Source organism: Stenotrophomonas sp. S39 (genome assembly GCF_016624665.1).
In the GTDB taxonomy this organism is placed as follows: Bacteria; Pseudomonadota; Gammaproteobacteria; order Xanthomonadales; family Xanthomonadaceae; genus Stenotrophomonas.
The window spans coordinates 1-16,968 of the sequence record NZ_JACVTT010000096.1; the positions used below are offsets into that span (position 1 = coordinate 1).

The 16,968-nt window shown below is 67.6% G+C and carries 16 protein-coding genes; 7 read left to right on the forward strand and 9 right to left on the reverse strand.

From position 1 onward, the window contains the following. Positions 1 to 295, forward strand: a 295-nt coding sequence (locus tag IAE41_RS18820) for an IS3 family transposase (RefSeq protein ID WP_200734146.1), incomplete at its 5' end; no start/stop codon positions are given. A 378-nt stretch (positions 296 to 673) separates the two neighbouring features. On the opposite strand, the gene IAE41_RS18825 is transcribed toward IAE41_RS18820, so the two are convergent. The 3 genes from IAE41_RS18825 to gap form a co-directional block, all read right to left on the reverse strand. Beyond that, positions 674 to 2,050 carry a DUF3999 domain-containing protein gene (locus tag IAE41_RS18825; protein ID WP_200734147.1) on the reverse strand — a complete coding sequence of 459 codons (1,377 nt, stop codon included), beginning with the start codon at positions 2,048 to 2,050 and terminating at the stop codon, positions 674 to 676. Then, positions 2,047 to 4,719, reverse strand: coding sequence for a DUF2339 domain-containing protein (locus IAE41_RS18830; protein WP_200734148.1), 2,673 nt, complete (start codon positions 4,717 to 4,719; stop codon positions 2,047 to 2,049). Before IAE41_RS18830 ends, IAE41_RS18825 begins: the two co-directional genes overlap by 4 nt. Positions 4,720 to 4,842: 123 nt before the next feature. Continuing rightward, a complete protein-coding gene (gap, locus tag IAE41_RS18835) occupies positions 4,843 to 5,847 on the reverse strand; it encodes a type I glyceraldehyde-3-phosphate dehydrogenase (RefSeq protein WP_079222994.1) in 1,005 nt (334 codons plus the stop codon). A 193-nt stretch (positions 5,848 to 6,040) separates the two neighbouring features. Between gap and IAE41_RS18840 the strand changes: the two genes are divergently transcribed. The 3 genes from IAE41_RS18840 to IAE41_RS18850 all read left to right on the forward strand — a co-directional run bounded on the left by IAE41_RS18840 (position 6,041) and on the right by IAE41_RS18850 (position 8,410). Next, positions 6,041 to 6,661: an OmpW family outer membrane protein gene (locus IAE41_RS18840; RefSeq protein ID WP_200734149.1), complete on the forward strand. Its 621-nt coding sequence runs from the start codon at positions 6,041 to 6,043 to the stop codon at positions 6,659 to 6,661. Positions 6,662 to 6,780: 119 nt separating this feature from the next. Further along, positions 6,781 to 7,599 carry a S1/P1 nuclease gene (locus tag IAE41_RS18845; RefSeq protein WP_200734150.1) on the forward strand — a complete coding sequence of 273 codons (819 nt, stop codon included), beginning with the start codon at positions 6,781 to 6,783 and terminating at the stop codon, positions 7,597 to 7,599. Positions 7,600 to 7,609: 10 nt separating this feature from the next. Next, positions 7,610 to 8,410: an MBL fold metallo-hydrolase gene (locus IAE41_RS18850; protein WP_200734151.1), complete on the forward strand. Its 801-nt coding sequence runs from the start codon at positions 7,610 to 7,612 to the stop codon at positions 8,408 to 8,410. Between the two features lie 35 nt (positions 8,411 to 8,445). Here IAE41_RS18850 and IAE41_RS18855 read toward each other — a convergent pair whose 3' ends face one another. From IAE41_RS18855 to IAE41_RS18865, 3 genes are read right to left on the reverse strand one after another with little or no spacing between them, the layout of a single operon-like run. Next, the gene (locus IAE41_RS18855) at positions 8,446 to 9,006 is read right to left on the reverse strand and encodes a hypothetical protein (RefSeq protein WP_200734152.1); all 561 of its coding nucleotides are present in this window, start codon (positions 9,004 to 9,006) and stop codon (positions 8,446 to 8,448) included. An 8-nt stretch (positions 9,007 to 9,014) separates the two neighbouring features. Then, the gene (locus tag IAE41_RS18860) at positions 9,015 to 10,277 is read right to left on the reverse strand and encodes a M56 family metallopeptidase (RefSeq protein ID WP_200734153.1); all 1,263 of its coding nucleotides are present in this window, start codon (positions 10,275 to 10,277) and stop codon (positions 9,015 to 9,017) included. Beyond that, positions 10,270 to 10,635, reverse strand: coding sequence for a BlaI/MecI/CopY family transcriptional regulator (locus tag IAE41_RS18865; RefSeq protein ID WP_079223013.1), 366 nt, complete (start codon positions 10,633 to 10,635; stop codon positions 10,270 to 10,272). The genes IAE41_RS18860 and IAE41_RS18865 overlap by 8 nt, the downstream gene beginning before the upstream one ends. A 117-nt stretch (positions 10,636 to 10,752) precedes the next feature. Between IAE41_RS18865 and IAE41_RS18870 the strand changes: the two genes are divergently transcribed. The 3 genes from IAE41_RS18870 to IAE41_RS18880 are packed head-to-tail and all read left to right on the forward strand — an operon-like array spanning position 10,753 to position 13,940. Beyond that, positions 10,753 to 11,310 carry a flavin reductase family protein gene (locus tag IAE41_RS18870; protein ID WP_200734154.1) on the forward strand — a complete coding sequence of 186 codons (558 nt, stop codon included), beginning with the start codon at positions 10,753 to 10,755 and terminating at the stop codon, positions 11,308 to 11,310. A 34-nt stretch (positions 11,311 to 11,344) separates the two neighbouring features. After that, the gene (locus IAE41_RS18875; protein WP_200734155.1) at positions 11,345 to 13,297 is read left to right on the forward strand and encodes an acetyl-CoA hydrolase/transferase C-terminal domain-containing protein; all 1,953 of its coding nucleotides are present in this window, start codon (positions 11,345 to 11,347) and stop codon (positions 13,295 to 13,297) included. Positions 13,298 to 13,337: 40 nt separating this feature from the next. After that, the gene (locus tag IAE41_RS18880; RefSeq protein ID WP_325167014.1) at positions 13,338 to 13,940 is read left to right on the forward strand and encodes an NADAR family protein; all 603 of its coding nucleotides are present in this window, start codon (positions 13,338 to 13,340) and stop codon (positions 13,938 to 13,940) included. Positions 13,941 to 13,964: 24 nt separating this feature from the next. Here the strand turns inward: IAE41_RS18880 and IAE41_RS18885 are convergent, their stop codons facing one another. The 3 genes from IAE41_RS18885 to tkt form a co-directional block, all read right to left on the reverse strand. Then, the gene (locus IAE41_RS18885; RefSeq protein ID WP_200734156.1) at positions 13,965 to 14,270 is read right to left on the reverse strand and encodes a HigA family addiction module antitoxin; all 306 of its coding nucleotides are present in this window, start codon (positions 14,268 to 14,270) and stop codon (positions 13,965 to 13,967) included. Positions 14,271 to 14,281: 11 nt separating this feature from the next. Then, positions 14,282 to 14,560 (reverse strand): type II toxin-antitoxin system RelE/ParE family toxin, encoded by a 279-nt coding sequence (locus IAE41_RS18890; protein ID WP_200734157.1) that lies wholly within the window; start codon positions 14,558 to 14,560, stop codon positions 14,282 to 14,284. A gap of 262 nt (positions 14,561 to 14,822) precedes the next feature. Next, positions 14,823 to 16,820 carry a transketolase gene (gene tkt, locus IAE41_RS18895; RefSeq protein ID WP_108760452.1) on the reverse strand — a complete coding sequence of 666 codons (1,998 nt, stop codon included), beginning with the start codon at positions 16,818 to 16,820 and terminating at the stop codon, positions 14,823 to 14,825. Positions 16,821 to 16,968: the final 148 nt, after the last annotated feature.

Consider the following 16,968-nt stretch of genomic DNA (forward strand, 5'->3'; position numbering starts at 1 on the left):
CCACTCTGACCAAGGCTGGCACTATCAGCATGAAAGCTATCGCCACAAGCTAGCGAAACACTCGCTGAAACAGAGCATGTCCCGCCGCGGAAACTGCTTGGACAACGCGGCCATGGAGAGCTTCTTCGGGACGCTGAAGTCGGAATTCTTCTACCTGAACAACTTTGACAGCATCGAAAGCCTGGAAGCTGGGCTGGTGGAGTACATCCGGTACTACAACGAAGACCGTATCCGGCTGAAATTAAAGGGCTTGAGCCCGATAAAGTACCGGGAGCAGGTCGCGCTGGCCGCCTAGCCCCCCCAACCGTCCAACTTCAGGGGGTCACTTCACCATGGGGGCTCGTAGGCGCCATCCATGGCGCCTGCGGTCCCGCCCACCCACACCGCCCTGGCCTCGACAGGTTCCCGGTGACGGAACGGAAGGCAAGAGCAGAAGCGGTTTCTGATGTCGGATGGAGAAGGAATGTAGAGCCGAGCCCATGCTCGGCTGAATCCATCGCGCAGAGCAGCCGAGCGTGGGCTCGGCGCTACAGCGAGCGCGCAGCCAAGCAGCTTTTGCTCTTCTTTTTTCTTTTCCGTGGGTGGACGCACACGGAAACGGTCAGAGGCCGGGCGGCATCTGCTCTACGCGACCAACCGACCACCCACGAGGGGCTGCGCCGTTCGCGGGAACCTACGCCGAAGGCGCAGGCTTCTGCCGCAGCAGGCTGACCGCCAGGCCACCCACCACCAGCACGCCCAGGCCAAGCAGCGCCCACAACAACCATGCCTTCCAGTCTCGCTGCGGCTCCAGTGCCGCCGCGCCGGCCAGCGTCTCCGGGGCGCCTTCCAGGCGCGCCAGCGTCGGCTGCCACGCAGGGTCGTTGCGCTGGCGCAGTTCCTCGATCAGCACCGCGATCGGGGCTTCGGCCCGGCGTGCGGTGGCGCTGCCCACGGCCAGCGCATACGGCGCCGCGCCCTGGCTGAGGAACACCATCACTTCCGGCTGGTAGCCCAGGCGCAGAGTCGGCGCGGTGGCCGTTTCCACCGGGCTGGCCACCAGCTTCCAGTAACGGTCACGCCACGGTCCGGCCAGTGACTGTGCCGCCGACTGCTGGCGCTGGCCCGGTGCGCCCTGCTGCACCTGGTAGGCGATCCACGGCGCGCTGCGCCGCTGCCATTCCGCGTTGGCATCGTCGCGGCTGTACAGCGTCCACTGCACCAGGCTGTTGTCGGTGCTGGCCACGTCGGCCTTGCTGACCGGGAATCGCCCGTCCAGCTCGAAGGTGTATTCGCCCTTGCCGGCGGCGGTCGGCTGCAATGACAGCCACTCCCATGGCACCGTCGCCGGGGCAGGCGGCAGTTCGGCCAGCACGCTGCGCAGGGTCGGCAGGCGCGCTTCCCCCTGCGGCAGCACGCGCAGGTAACGCGCATTGCCATCCACCTGCAAGCGGCGCTGCAGCAGGCGCTTGCCGGCGCGCTGCAGGTCCACCAGCGGCACATCGCGCGACACCGCGCGCCAGTGCTGCAGGTCGTCACTGGCGTCGATCTGCACCTGTGCCTGCAGGGGTTGGCCGCTGTCGACCCAGTCCAGCACCAGCGCCGCGACCGGCTGCTGGCCCAGCACGCTGCCGTCGATCAGCCAGCCGCCCTGCCCGTTCGCCACGGCGCCACTGCCCACCCGCGCCTCGACCCGGCGAACGCGACCATCGGTATCGCGCTCGGTCAGCAACTGCAGGTCGTTGCGCTGCGCTTCGGCCAGCGGCGGCAGCGCGAACCACGGCAGCTCGCGCTGCACCGGCGGCTGCGCCAGCGGCTGGTCGGGGGCCAGCAGCGCCGACGGCAACGCCTGCCCGGCGGCGTTGAACACCTGCAGGTCGCCCAGGTCGGCACGGCCAGCGCGGCGGTAGATGGCCGGCTCCAGCACCACGCGGTAAGCGCCGGACTGCGCGCTGGACAGGCTCAACGGCCACTGCTCGGCGTAGTGCCTGCGGTAATCGTTGGCCTGCGCGGATGCCGTACCCGCTACGGCCAGCAGGATCGGCAGCAATGCACTGCGCCATGTCTTCATTGCGTGTTCTCCACGGTCGGCGCGGTGCCCGGGGGCGCCGGCGCCAGATAGCCCACGACCGTGCACAGCAGGCCGTAGGCGATGAACGATGCGATACCGAGCAGGTTGCCAAGATGCTGGCGGTCGATCAGCACCAGCTTGGCCAGCACCACGGCCATCAACACGGCACCCACCATCCACAGGACGCGCTGGCCACGGCGCGAGCCCCAGACCCAGGCGATCACGCCCAGCACGCTCCACAGCACCGTCAGGCTGGTCTGGGCCAGGCTCCCGCGTGCCATCGACGGGCTCCAGGGCGCGCCGCCCCAGTGGTGGACACCGTGCAGCACGGTGCTGGTGAGGGCGATGAAACCGGCCAGCGCCAGCACCGGCACGCGCAGGCGCTGCAACGAGGCCGGGGCCTGGCTGCCGAACAGCCAGCGCGCGGCCAGCAGCAGGCTCAGCCACTGCGCAAGTTCAGCCGGATTGAGCACCGGCAGCCACGGCAGCGGATCGGCATCACCGGCCAGGCTGATGCCGATCCACCAGGCACAGGCCAGCACACCAAACACCACGGTCTGCAGGGTGGTGCGTGCCGCGTCGAAGGCATCGCCCAGCGGCCAGCGCAACCACGTCCAGCGCCACAGCGACACGGCCGCCAGCAGCAGCCACGGCAGGGTCACCAGCAGCGCCGTCCAGCCCTGCGCCAGCTGCGCGGCATCATCGCCCCACAGCGCAAGCAGGGACAGCAGCGAAGGCCACAGCAGCCACCACAGGAACTGGGCGATGCGGCCCACGCCGTCGCCGCTCTGCCGCAGGCACAACAGCGTGCGCACGCCCAGCACCGCAAACACCGCCCAGGCCAGCCCGCCGTAGCCGGCAAACGGCTGCTGGTGCGCATCGCCCTGCAACAGCGCCAGTGGGAAGCCCGTCGCCAGCATCAGCAGCGCGGTCATGCCCAGCGCACGCGCCGGCTGCCGACGATGCACCTCGGCGGCCAGCCAGGCGGTCACCGCCGCCAGCACCAGCAGGGCATCGGCCTTTGCTGCGTGCTCGATGAAGCGGACGATTTCATGGACGAAGCCGCCCAGCCACCACAACAGGCCCCACAGGTAATAGACCAGGGCCACGTCATGCCGCGCGCGGCGCTGGTAGCTCCAGGCACTGGCGAAGCCGGCCACGGCCAGCAGCAGCGCGCCGACGGCGGTGGCGTTGAGCAGGAACCGGGTGTCGCCGTGCCAGTGGTCGGCGCCCACCACGAAGGCGAACGCGGCACCAAGCTGCAGCAGCGCGGCCGCCACCTGCGGCAGCCAGCGCTTCTGCCGCAGCCCCAGCCACGCCAGGCCAGCACCTTCCAGTGCGAACACCGCGCCGGTGGCACGCGCCGACAGCGCCAGCGGCACCGCGAGGGTGGCAAAACCCACCGCCAGCACTGCGTGCGACTGCGCCAGCACGCTGTACGACGCGCGATGGATCAGCGCGCGTGCCAGCAACGCATAGACCGCTGCCAGGCCCAGCGCGCACAGCGCCAGCGTCATCGGCTGCTCGTGCAGCATGCCGGCCTGCAGCGAGAACGCGATCAGCGGCGTGCCGAACACCAGGCTGCCATCGACCAGATCGCGGCGCTCGGCCGGCTGGCGGCGTGCGTACAGCAGCGGGATCAGCAGGTAGAACGCGAAGAACAGCAGCAGGAAGGGTTCGGTGCTGGCGAACTTGTCGGCGCGGTACTGCAGCACGCCCCAGAAGGTGCCGATGCCGAAGGTGAAAGCAAAACCCAGCAGGTTGAGCGCGCGCCACGGGCGGAACCAGGCGATGGCAAAGATGCCCGCATTGAGCACCGCGTAGTAACTGAACAGCCCGACGTGGTTGCCACTGCCGGTGGACAGCCACAGCGGCGCCATGAAGCCGGCAAGGATGCCCAGCACTGCCAGCGTGCGCGAGTTCTGCACCACGGCCAGCACGCACAGGCCCGCCACCAGCAGGATCGAGCTGGCGAAGGCGAAGCCGGGGTTGATGAGTTCGAAGCGCTTGAACGCAGCGAAGATGGTCAGCAGCAGCACGCCGATGGCACCGCCCTGCAGGGCCAGCGCAAACAACCGACGACGTTCACGCTGGTGCCAGCCGAAGCCCAGCAGGCACAGCGCGCCAACGGTGATGGCAGCCAGGCGCAGCTCGATGGGCAGCACCAGCCAGCCCTGGTCGCTGACGTACTTCAGCAGCGCGGCAACGCCGGCCAGAAGCACCAGCATGCCGATCTTCACCGGTACGTTGCCCTCGGTAAACCAGCGCTTGGCCGCGCCCACGGCGCGTTCAATGACGTTGGGCTGCGCCGGCTGCGGCGGCAGCGGCGGGCGCGCCGATACCGGCGGTGGCACAGGGGGCACGGGGGGCGCAGGTGGTTCGGGCGCGGGACGCGGTGCAACGGGAGGTACCGGCGATACCACCGGCGGCGGAGCGGCCGCAGCCGGGCGCAGCAGCGGCGGCTCGCGGGGCGCAGCGGCGGGCCGTGGCGGCGCCACGGCGGCCCCGGCCTCACGCGGCGGGGCGGCGGTGGCCGCGATGCCGTCGGCCACTGCGCTCTCCAGCGCGGCCACGCGCCGGCGCAGGCCGGCGATCATCACCAGTGCTACCACCAGCAGCAGCGGTATCGCCAGCAGGGCCAACACCACCAGGACGATCAGTGCTTCCATTCTTCGTCTACCCCAACGCAGCCGCACCCCAGCGGCAGCGGTCCGTGGCCCATGCTACGTCAGCCGGGCCCATGAACGACGAACCCCCGCAAGCCGGGGTTCGTGTGGCAATCTTCGCGGGCCTTACTTGGCCGCGACGACCTTGGCCATTTCCAGGCACTTGTTCGAGTAGCCCCACTCGTTGTCGTACCACGACACGAGCTTGACGAAGGTGCCGTCGAGGGCGATGCCGGCGTCGGCATCGAACACCGAGGTGTGGGTTTCACCGACGAAATCGGTGGCCACCACCTTGTCTTCGGTGTAGCCCAGGATGCCCTTCAGCGCGCCTTCGCTCTGTGCCTTCACTTCGGCGCAGATCTCGGCGTAGGTGGCTTCCTTTTCCAGCTCGACGGTCAGGTCGACCACCGACACGTCCGAGGTCGGGACGCGGAAGCTCATGCCGGTCAGCTTCTTGTTCAGTTCCGGGATGACCACGCCTACGGCCTTGGCCGCACCGGTGGACGACGGAATGATGTTCTCCAGGATGCCGCGGCCGCCGCGCCAGTCCTTGTTGGACGGGCCATCGACGGTCTTCTGGGTGGCCGTGGCCGCGTGCACGGTGGTCATCAGGCCGCGCTTGATGCCCCACTTGTCGTTGATGACCTTGGCCAGCGGGGCCAGGCAGTTGGTGGTGCACGACGCGTTGGAGATGATCGCCTGGCCGGCGTAGGTCTTGTCATTCACCCCGAACACGAACATCGGCGTGTCGTCCTTCGACGGAGCCGACAGGATGACCTTCTTCGCGCCCGCATCGATGTGCTTCTGCGCGGTTTCCTTGGTCAGGAACAGGCCGGTGGCTTCCAGCACCACGTCGGCGCCGACTTCGTCCCACTTCAGGTTGGCCGGGTCGCGTTCCTGGGTCAGGCGGATCTTCTTGCCGTTGACCAGCAGGTCGTTGCCCTGCACCGCCACGTCGGCCTTGAAGCGGCCATGCACGGAGTCGTACTTCAGCATGTACGCCAGGTAGTCCGGCTCCAGCAGATCGTTGATGGCCACGATTTCGATGTCATCGCCGAAGTTCAGCACCGCCGAGCGCAGGACGTTGCGTCCGATGCGACCGAAACCGTTGATACCAACCTTGATTGCCATGTTCAGAAGCTCCTGCAGCCGCGACAGGTGCGGCGGGATGGATAGGGCCCATAAGTCTAGCAGCACCCCACTGGCCACCGCCGGCCAGCGCCGCGGGCTGGCAGGCGGCGGGACAGGATTTGATCCGGATCAAAGCGTTAGCGCGGCGTGAGGCCGAGACTGGCCGCATCCACCCAGCAACGAGAACACCCCCATGCGCAAGACCTCCCCCCTGATCCTGGCCGCTGCCGTCTCGCTGGCCGCCGCCCCGGCCATGGCCCAGTCCAAGGGCGACTGGACCGTCTCGGCCGGCGTCCACCAGGTCGCCCCGAAGTCGAACAACGGCTCGCTGGCCGGTGGCACCCTGAAGGTGGACGTCGACAGTGACATCAAGCCGACCATCACCGGTGAATACTTCATCGCCGACAACCTCGGCATCGAAGTGCTGGCCGCGCTGCCGTTCAAGCACGACATCAACATCAACGGCCTGGGCCGCGTGGGCAGCACCAAGCACCTGCCGCCGGTGGTAAGCCTGCAGTACCACTTCAACAGCAAGGGCAAGGTCTCGCCGTTCGTCGGCGCGGGCCTGAACTACACGACGTTCTTCAGCGAGGACACCACTGGCGCGCTGGCGGCCAGCAAGCTGAAGCTGGAAGACTCGTGGGGCCTGGCCGCGCATGCCGGCATCGACTTCGCCATCGGCGAGAAGGGCGCGCTGCGCGTGGACCTGCGCTGGATCGACATCGACAGCAAGGTGAAGCTGGACGGCGAGAAGATCGGCACGGTCAACATCGACCCGCTGGCTTACGGCGTCTCCTACGTCTTCAAGTTCTGATTCAAGTTCCAGGACACCCGCAAACCTCGCAGCATGTTGCCCCGGTGTGTGTGCCGGGGCTTTTTTTTGGACACATTGCGTCAAACCCGCGGTTACCTTCGCCCCGCTAGAATGGGCGCATGAATGCCCTGCACTCCCTGATCCTCGCTGCCGCCCTCGCGCCGGCCCTGCTGACCCTGTCCGCCCCCGCCCATGCCTGGGGCGCGCAAGGCCATCGCCTGGTGGCCGAAGTGGCCGATACCCGCCTCAACCCGGCCGCGCGTGCCGAGGTCGACCGCCTGCTGGCCACCGAGCCCGGCGCCACCCTGGCCAGCATCGCGCCGTGGGCCGACCAGCTGCGCGCCAAGGACCCCGGCCTGGGCCGTCGCTCCGCCGGCTGGCACTACGTCAACATCGCCGAGGACGGCTGCCAGTACGAGCCGGCCAAGCACTGCAGGAACGGCAACTGCATCGTCGAAGCACTGAAGGCGCAGAGCGCCATTCTCGGCGACCACAGCCTGACCGACGGCGAGCGCCTGCAGGCGCTGAAGTTCGTCGTGCACATGGTCGGTGACGTGCACCAGCCGATGCATGCCGGCTACGGTCACGACAAGGGCGGCAACGACTTCCAGCTGCAGTTCGGCAACCGCGGTACCAATCTGCATTCGCTGTGGGACAGCGGCATGCTCAACACCCGCAAGCTGGATGACGCCGGCTACCTGCCGGTGCTGCGCGCGTTGCCGGCGCCGAAGTTGGCCCGCCAGTCCAACCCGCAGCGCGACCCGCAGCGCTGGGCCGAAGCCAGCTGCCGCATCTCGGTGCAGCCGGGCGTGTACCCGGCCACGCACAAGATCGGCGATGAATACACCGAGCGCTATCGCCCGGTGGCCGAAGCACAGCTGCGGCTGGCCGGCGAAAATCTGGCACAGCTGCTGAACCGCGTGCTCGGCACGCGCTGAGGAGGTTCCGATGTCGGCCCAGGTCCAATCCTTCTTCCACCGCGACAGCAATACCTTCAGCTACCTGGTCTTCGACCCGGACAGCGGTGAAGCGGCGCTGATCGACCCGGTCCTGGATTACGACCCGGACACCGACGCCAGCAGCGACGCGCCGGTGCGCCCGCTGCTGGAGGCCATCGAGCAGCAGGGCCTGCGCCTGCGCTGGCTGCTGGAAACCCACGCCCATGCCGACCACGTGTCGGCCGGGCGGCGGCTGAAGCAGCGCTTCCCGCAGGCAACCCTGGCCATCGGCGAGGGCATCCGCGAGGTGCAGGCCACCTTCGCACCGCGCTACGGCCTGGAGCTGGCAGCGCAGGACGCACACTTCGACCATCTGTTCACCGACGGCGAAACCTTCGCGCTGGGCCAGTTGCAGGGCCGCATCATCGCCGTGCCCGGCCACACCAGCGACAGCATCGCCTACCTCATCGGCGATGCGCTGTTTACCGGCGACTCGCTGTTCATGCCCGATGGCGGCACTGCCCGCTGCGATTTCCCGGGCGGTGATGCCGCGCAGCTGTACCGCTCCATCCAGCGCCTGCTTGCCCTGCCCGATGCCACCCGCGTGTTCGTCTGCCACGACTACGGCCCGGGTGGCCGCGCGTTCGCCAACCAGACCAGCATCGGCGAGCAGCGCGCGCACAACATCCACGTGCACGACGGCGTGGAGGAAGCCGCGTTCGTCAGCGTCCGCGAGGCACGCGATGCGACCCTGGCCGAACCGAAGCTGATGCAGCCGGCGGTGAAAGCCAACATCGTTGGCGGCGCCTGATCAAGGCCGTGGTGTCCGCCGGGCATGGCCCGGCGCTACCGACCCTGCGTGCGTACCACGTGCTGGCCCTTCAGGATCTCGAAGGTGAACGCGTACTGCAGGGTGACCGCCACCGGTTCGATGCGGTCCGCGCCCTCGCAGCCACGGTCATCAGGCACCTTGCCCGGTGCGAAGTGGCAGACCGCTGCGGACGAGTACAGCCACTGCGCGACCGCGGCCTGCGCAGCCTGCAGCAGCGGCCCGTTCTCTGCCGCCAGGCCGGCGCTGCATTCACTGCGGTCGGTCAACGGCTGGCTGCGTTCAACCCGCCCCTGCGCGTCGACCACCACCTGCAGGCAGATGGTGGTCGGTGGCAGCGAGGTGCGAGGGTCGTTCCCGCCCACCACCGGGTCGGGTGCGGTATGCAGCTGCGGCATCCGATAGCCCTCGCTGGCCGCCAGCGTGTACGGCTGGATCTGCCCGCTACCGTCCCCATCCGCCGCGCGCAGGCGCTGGTGGCCGACGTTCTCGCTGCGGGTGTCGACCGTGGTCACGCGCTCCCGGGTGGCGCAGCCTGCCAGCAGCACCGCTGCAATACACAGCGGTGCGCCCTTCATCGCTGCCTTCACTGCGCCTGGCCACCAGCAGGTTCGGTGTTGTCCATGGCGTAGGTGATCGGGACGCGCAGCTTGCCGGCCACCGGCTTTCCATTTTTCATCGCCGGCGTATAGGTCCATTTACGCGCCGCTGCAATCGAGGCGGCTTCAAACACGCCGGGGTTGGTCGCACTTTCCACCTGCACGTCGGTGACGGTGCCCTTGGCATCGACGGCCACGATCAGGTTCACCACGCCGGTCAGGCCCTTCTCGAAAGCCTCGGCCGGATAGCTCGGCGGTGACATCTTCTGGGCCTGGATCGGGCTGTCCAGGCCGGCCTTGGCGGCATCTGCCGCGGCGTGCTGGAACGGCTCGGCGCTGACCGACGGCGTGCCCTTCACCGCGCCCTGGCTGGCCCAGGCCAACGCAGCAACACCCATGCACAACCCCATCAGCAACACCTGGCCGGACACCTTCGGCAATGCCTTCCGCTTCGACTGCTTCAACATGGCGATACGCTCCTTCAACACGGGTTGGCTGCGCCAATGACATGCCATCGGTGCAACCGGGTGGACCAGCTGCGCCTTCAACAGCGTGCTGGCATAAAGACGGCGCTGCGTCGGCTGCGCGGCAACGGTGCGCGCATCGCAGGCCAGTTCCTGGTCGCGCAGGAAGCGGCGCGCGGCCCAGGGCAACAACGGGTGGAACCAGAACACCGACCGTGCCAGCAGCAATGCGCCATTGGCCCAGTGGTCGCCATTGCGGCGGTGGCTGCGTTCGTGGCGCAGGATCAGCGCCTGTTCGTCTGCATCGAACTGCTGGTCGAAGTGCGGGCCGACCACGATGCGCGGCTGCCACAGGCCGACCAGCGCGGGCAGGCCGGGGTCGGCGCTGGCCTGCCAGCTGCCATCGCCACGTGCCTGCAGCGTGCCCAGTGCGCGCTCGAAGCGGCGTTGCGCGCGCAGTTCGCGTGCCAGGTGCAGGCCGGCGCCCAGCCCCCAGACCAGGGCCAGCAGCCACGGCCACATCGGCAGCTGCGCGGTGACACCTTCAACGGTGCCCGGCACCACCTTCAGCGGCAGCGTGGGCACATGCTGCAGCACCGGCAATGCCCGCAAGGCCGGCAGGGGCAGCAGCAGGGCCACCAGCAGCAGCGGCAGCAGCCACCAGCTGCGATAGGCCAGCTCCGCGCCGCCCAGCTTCACCAGCAGTGGCCGCGCGGCCGCCAGCAGCAGCGCGCCCAGCGCCAGCCACAGGCTGGCCTGCCACAGTCCATCGAGCAGCTCATTCATCGTCCATCTCCTGGATCAGCTTCTTCAGTTCGGCAATGTCCTGCGCCGTCAGTTGCCCGCGCTCGCTGAAGTGCGCCACCAGCGGCGCCACCCGGCCATCGAACACGCGGCCGATGAAGTCCTGGCTCTGCGTTTCCACCCAGGCCTGGCGCTGCAGCAGCGGCTGGTACAGGTAGCGGCGGCCATCGCGCTCGGCGGCGATCGCGCCCTTGGTCAGCAGGCGGTTGAGCAGGGTCTTGATGGTCGGCTCGGCCCATTCACGGTGGGCCAGTGCGGCCACCACCTCATCGGCGCTGCGCGGCGCCTGCTGCCACAGCACTTCCATCACGACGGCTTCGGCTTCGCTGATCGGGGTCATGGTTTACATCCGTAATCGACAACCCGATTACGCGCGTAATCGAATGGGATGTCAAGCCCTCGACCGCAGGTTCATCCGGCCTGCCCCAGCATCGGTCCTTCTGCCCACGGAGCCCGCATGAAGCCACTGCGCAAACTGGATTACCCGGTGGACCAGGCCCGGCGTTTCCTCGAGCCGGGCCCCATCGTGCTGGTCAGCACGGCGGCCCACGGCCAGCGCAACCTGATGACACTGGGCTGGCACATGGTGATGGGTTTCTCGCCCTCGCTGCTGGCCACCTACATCTGGAACGAAAACCACAGCTTCGCCCTGGCCCGCGACAGCCGGCAGTGCGTGATCAACGTGCCGGGCGTGGAGCTGCTGGACACCGTGGTGGACATCGGCAACTGCAGCGGCCGCGAGGTGGACAAGTTCGCACGGTTCGGCCTGGATGCAGTGCCCGCCCGCGACGTCGCCGCACCGCTGGTCGGCCAATGCCATTCCAGCTTCGAATGCCGGCTGCACGACGACAGCCAGGTGCAGGCCAGCAACCTTTTCATCTGGGAAATCGTGCGCGCCCACGTCGCACCGCGACCGAAGCTGCCACGCACGTTCCACTACCGGGGCGATGGCCGGTTCATGGTTTCGGGGCAGGAAATCTCGCGTCGACGGCGGTTCAAGCCCGACATGCTGTAATGCCAGCACTCCCCTTGCCGCAGGACCGCCACGCATGACCGAACACCTGACCGACCTCGACGCCGCCGTTGACTGGCTGTTCGCGCGCGTGGACGGGCCGCTGCGGGTGGGGGCACCGCTGGCACTGGGCAAGCCGCACCGGCTGCTCAATGCGTTGTATGCGCGGGTGGAAGGGGATGCGTCGCGGCCGCTGCAGCTGTACACCGCACTGTCGTTGAACCCGCCCAAGGCACGCGGCGATGGCCTGGAGGCGCGCTTCATGGCGCCGTTCGTGCAGCGCCATTTCGGCGAGGATTTCCCGCGCCTGGCCTACGCCGATGCGATCGCCCGCGATGCGCTGCCCCCGCATGTTGAGGTGGAGGAGTTCTACATGCAGTCCGGTGCGCTGCTCGGCTCGCGCCAGGCGCAGTCCAGCTACACCAGCCTGAATTACACGCATGCCGCTGATGCCGTTGCGCAGCGCGCGCCGCACGTGATCGTGCAGAAGGTGGCGATGCGCCCGGACGATCGCCGGCTCTCGTTGTCGTGCAACAACGACATCACCCAGGACACCCTGGATGCGATGGCCGCGCGTGGACTGCCACGCCCGCTGCTGGTGGCCGAGATCGACCCGCAGCTGCCCTACCTGGGCGGCACGGCCACGGTGGATGTGTCCTTCTTCGATCTGGTCATCACCCCGCCGCCGCCGTACCCGGCGCTGTTCAGCCTGCCACGGCAGCCGGTGGCCGATGCGGACTACGCCATCGGCCTGTACGCGAGCACCCTGGTCCGCGATGGCGGCACGCTGCAGATCGGCATCGGCACCCTGGCCGATGCACTCAGCCATGCGCTGGTGCTGCGCCACACCGACAACGCGCGCTACCGCCGCGTGTTGAACGCGCTGGACCCGCAGCTGGCCAGCCACCCGCTGGTGCAGGAAATCGGCGGGCTGGATCCATTCGAGGTGGGCCTGTACGGCTGCAGCGAAATGCTCAACGAAGGCTTCCGGCGGCTGGTGCAGACCGGCGTCATCCGGCGCAAGGTGCACGACGATCTGGCGCTGATGCAGCGCATCGAGAATGGCAGCACGCTGTCCATCGACCATGCCACGCTGGAAGCCGAGGGCGAGTACCTGCACGGCGCGTTCTACCTCGGCTCGCCCGAGTTCTACGAATGGCTGCGCACGCTGCCCGAGGACGAGTGCCGCGCGATCGGCATGCGCCGCATCAGCGAGATCAACCAGCTGTACGGCGGCAACGAGACGCTGGAGCGCCTGCAGCGCCGCCATGCGCGCTTCTTCAATTCCTGCATGATGGCCACCGCGCTGGGTGCGGCGGTGTCCGATGCGCTGGACGACGGCCGCGTGGTGTCCGGCGTGGGCGGGCAGTACAACTTCGTGGCGATGGCGCATGCGCTGCCGGAAGCGCGCAGCGTGCTGATGTTCCGCGCCGCGCGCGACGACAAGGGCCAGCGCGCCTCGAACGTGCGCTGGAACTATGGGCACACGACCATTCCACGCCACCTGCGTGACATCTACCTCAACGAGTACGGCATTGCCGACCTGCGCGCGTTGACCGACGACGACTGCGTGCAGGCGATGGCCGCGATCACCGAAGCGCCGTTCCAGGCGAGGCTGCTGCAGCAGGCCTACGCATCGCGCAAGCTGCGTACGGGGCGGCACCCGGACCCGCAGCGCGAACAGCGCAACACGCCGCAGGCCCTGGCCGCGGCACTGGCCCCGTTCCGTGCCGATGGCACCCTGCCCGACTACCCGCTGGGCAGCGATTTCAACGAGATCGAGCAGGTGCTGGTGAAGGCACTGGGCTGGCTGAAATCGAACACGCAGACGCGCGGTGACATGCTGCGCACGGTCTGGGCAGCGCTGCGGCAGCCCGCCGGTGATGGTGATGCGGTGTATCTGCAGCGCATGGATCTGCAGGCACCGAAGAATTTTGGTGAGCGCGTGAACGCACGCCTGCTGCGCCTGGCGTTGGCCCGCACCGCGTAGGCGACGGTAGCGCCGGGCCATGCCCGGCGGACAAGCATCAGTGCCAACCAAGGTTGGCACCTACCTGGGCACGGCGGCGCGCTATCCTGTAGCGATGAAAGACGATTCCCGTTTCCTGCATGACCTGCAGCAGCGCCAGGCTGCAGGCGAAGACCTGCGTTACCTCTGCTTCTGGGGCCACCAGCCGCCGCGCAGCGGTGTGTCCGCCTCCTGTTTCAGCCAGTGGTATGACGCCGGCTTCGACATCGACGGCGTGCATTACCGCACCGCCGAGCACTACATGATGGCCGGCAAGGCGCGCCTGTTCGGTGCCACCGAGCTGCTCGACAGGATCATCGCCAGCACCACCCCGGACAAGGCCAAGGCACTGGGTCGCCAGATCGAAGGCTTCGACGAAGCGCGCTGGGTACAGGCGCGCTACGGGCTGGTGGTGGACGGCAACAAGGCCAAGTTCGCCCAGAACCCGGAATTGGGGGCGTTCCTGCGCGCGACCGAAGGCTGGGTACTGGTCGAAGCCAGCCCGGTGGATTTCATCTGGGGCATCGGCCTGGCCAAGGACCACGCCGACGCGCACAACCCGGCGCAGTGGCGCGGGTTGAACCTGCTGGGGTTCGCGCTGATGGACGTGCGCGGGGCGATGTAGCGTCTATCCACGCATGGCGTGGATCTACTGCTGACTGTTCAGCATGTCGCCCAGATACAGACGCTTGATCGGAGGATGTTCCCGATGTTCCGCTTGCCATAGATCATAGGCTGCCTGCATCGCCAGCCACATCCGTGCATTTCCCAAGCCAGCCAGTTCCAGCCGGTACGCCAGCTCTGCAGAAATGCCCGCATGCCCGTTGATGATCGTCGACAGCTGCCCTCGGGAGTACCCCAGGTGCTGCGCCAGCGCACTGATGGACATGTTGATCGCAGGCAGGATGTCCTCGCGCAGCGACTGCCCCGGATGAGGCGGGTCATACATGGGCATCGCGGGTGCTCCTAGTGGTAATCAAGGTAGTCAACCAACTCAACATCAGGCCCCCGGAACCGGAAGATCACTCGCCAGCTGGCCGACACACTTACGGACCAATAGCCTTTGTAGTTCCCTTGCAATGGGTGCAGGCGATTACCTGGTAATCCCATGTCGCCGGGCAGTTCGGCTTGATCCAACTGATGGAGCAGGCGACGCAACCGGCCGACATGGTCTGGTCTCACTCCTGACACGTCACCACGGTCATAAAGTGCTTTCAGCCCCTTGTGCCGGAAGCTGACGATCACGGGCGTCCACTGTAAGGCATGACCTTACATTCCGCAATTTGGATGTGCGTCCTGTTCACGATTCCTCCCGTATACGAACTCGGCCCGCATCGGCGAACCTCACGAAGGTCGTTGTTTTCGCAGGAAACGCAGTAAAGACGAAAGAGGACAACGCGACATCACCGGTTCGCCGATGAGTCATTCCGGGAAAGAGAGTGTGTCCACCCGGAAACGAAAAAGGCCGGCTTGCGCCGGCCTTTTCCTTTCTGCTTCGCGAAGCTGCTTACAGCGCCTTCGCCGCGGCCACCACGTGGTCGGTGGTGATGCCGAAGTGCTTGAACAGCTTGTCCGCCGGGGCCGAGGCACCGAAGGTGTCGATACCGATCACCGCGCCGTCCAGGCCGACGAACTGGCGCCAGAAACCGGTGACGCCGGCTTCGATCGCCACGCGCTTGCGCACGGCATTGGGCAGCACCGATTCACGGTAGGCCGCATCCTGGCGCAGGAACACGTCGGTGGACGGGATGGAGACCACGCGGGTCTTCAGGCCGGCGGCGTCCAGCTGGGCCTTGGCCTCGGTGGCCAGCGAGACTTCCGAACCGGTGGCGATCAGGATCACGTCCGGGGTGCCAGCGGCGTCGGCCAGCACGTAGCCACCGCGCTCGATCTGGGCGATCTGCTCGGCGCTGCGCGGCTGGTGCGGCAGGTTCTGGCGGCTGAACACCAGGCAGCTCGGGCCGTCCTGGCGGGTGATCGCAGCCTTCCAGCTCACGGCCGACTCGACGGCATCGCACGGGCGCCACACGTCGTTGTTCGGGATGTAGCGCAGCGAGGCCAGGTGCTCCACCGGCTGGTGGGTCGGGCCGTCTTCGCCCAGGCCGATCGAGTCGTGGGTGTAGACGTGGATCGCGTGGGCCGGGATCAGCGCGCTCATGCGCACGCCGTTGCGGGCGTAATCGCTGAACACCAGGAAGGTGGCGTCGAACGGAATGAAGCCACCGTGCAGGGCCAGGCCGTTGGCGATGGCGGTCATGCCGAACTCGCGCACGCCGTAGTACACGTAGTTGGCGTTGGCATCATCGCTGGCCACCGACTTGCTGCCCTTCCACAGGGTCAGGTTCGAGTGCGCCAGATCGGCCGAGCCGCCGACGATTTCCGGCAGCAGCGGCGCGAAGGCTTCAATGGCGAGCTGGGAGGCCTTGCGCGAGGCGATGGTGGCGCCTTCAGCGGCGACCTTGGCGATGTAGGCATCAGCCTGGGCGACGAAGTCGGCCGGCAGTTCGCCGTGCGAACGGCGGGTCAGTTCGGCGGCTTCGGCCGGGTACTGCGCGGCGTACTTGTCGAACTGCTGTTCCCACTCGGCCTGGCGCAGGGTGCCGGTACCGCCGGCACGCCAGCCGGCGTAGATCTCTTCCGGAATCTCGAACGGACCGTAGTTCCAGTCCAGCGCCTTGCGGGTGGCGGCCAGTTCGTCCTTGCCCAGCGCGGCGCCGTGGCTGGATTCCTTGCCGGCCTTGTTCGGTGAACCGAAGCCGATCGTGGTGCGGCAGCAGATCAGGGTCGGCTTGTCGCTCTGCGACAGCGCGGCCTCGATGCCGGCCTTGATGCTTTCCGGGTCATGGCCGTCGACATCACGCACGACGTTCCAGCCGTAGGCCTCGAAACGCTCGGGGGTGTTGTCGGTGAACCAGCCCTCGACGTTGCCGTCGATGGAGATGTGGTTGTTGTCCCAGAAGCAGACCAGCTTGTGCAGGCCCCAGGTGCCGGCCAGCGAAGCGGCTTCGTGCGACACGCCTTCCATCAGGCAGCCATCGCCCATGAACACCCAGGTGCGGTGGTCCACGATCTCCAGCTCCGGGCGGTTGAAGCGCTGTGCCAGCAGCTTCTCGGCCAGGGCGAAGCCCACGGCATTGGCAAAACCCTGGCCCAGCGGGCCGGTAGTGGTTTCCACGCCCGGGGTCTCGTGGCGTTCCGGGTGGCCGGCGGTGTGGCTGCCCAGCTGGCGGAACTGCTTCAGCTGCTCGATCGGCAGGTCGTAGCCGCTCAGGTGCAGCAGCGCGTACTGCAGCATCGAGCCGTGGCCGTTGGACAGCACGAAGCGGTCGCGGTTGAACCACTGCGGGTTGTTCGGGTTGTGCCGGAGGAAGTCGTTCCAGAGCACTTCGGCGATATCGGCCATGCCCATGGGCATGCCGGGATGGCCGGAATTTGCGGTTTCAACCGCATCAGCGGCAAGGAAGCGGATGGCGTTGGCCAACTGGCGACGGGTAGGCTGCGTCATGGTTCTGTCGGAATCGGGAGGCGGCCGCGAAACTGCGGGCGCGCCATTGTCCCACAGACGCCCGGCAGGGTCAGGTCAACGTCGCCCGGAAACGAGACGGGGTCGGAGCCCTTTCCTGGTGGAAAGGGATCCGCCCCCCGTCAGGGGT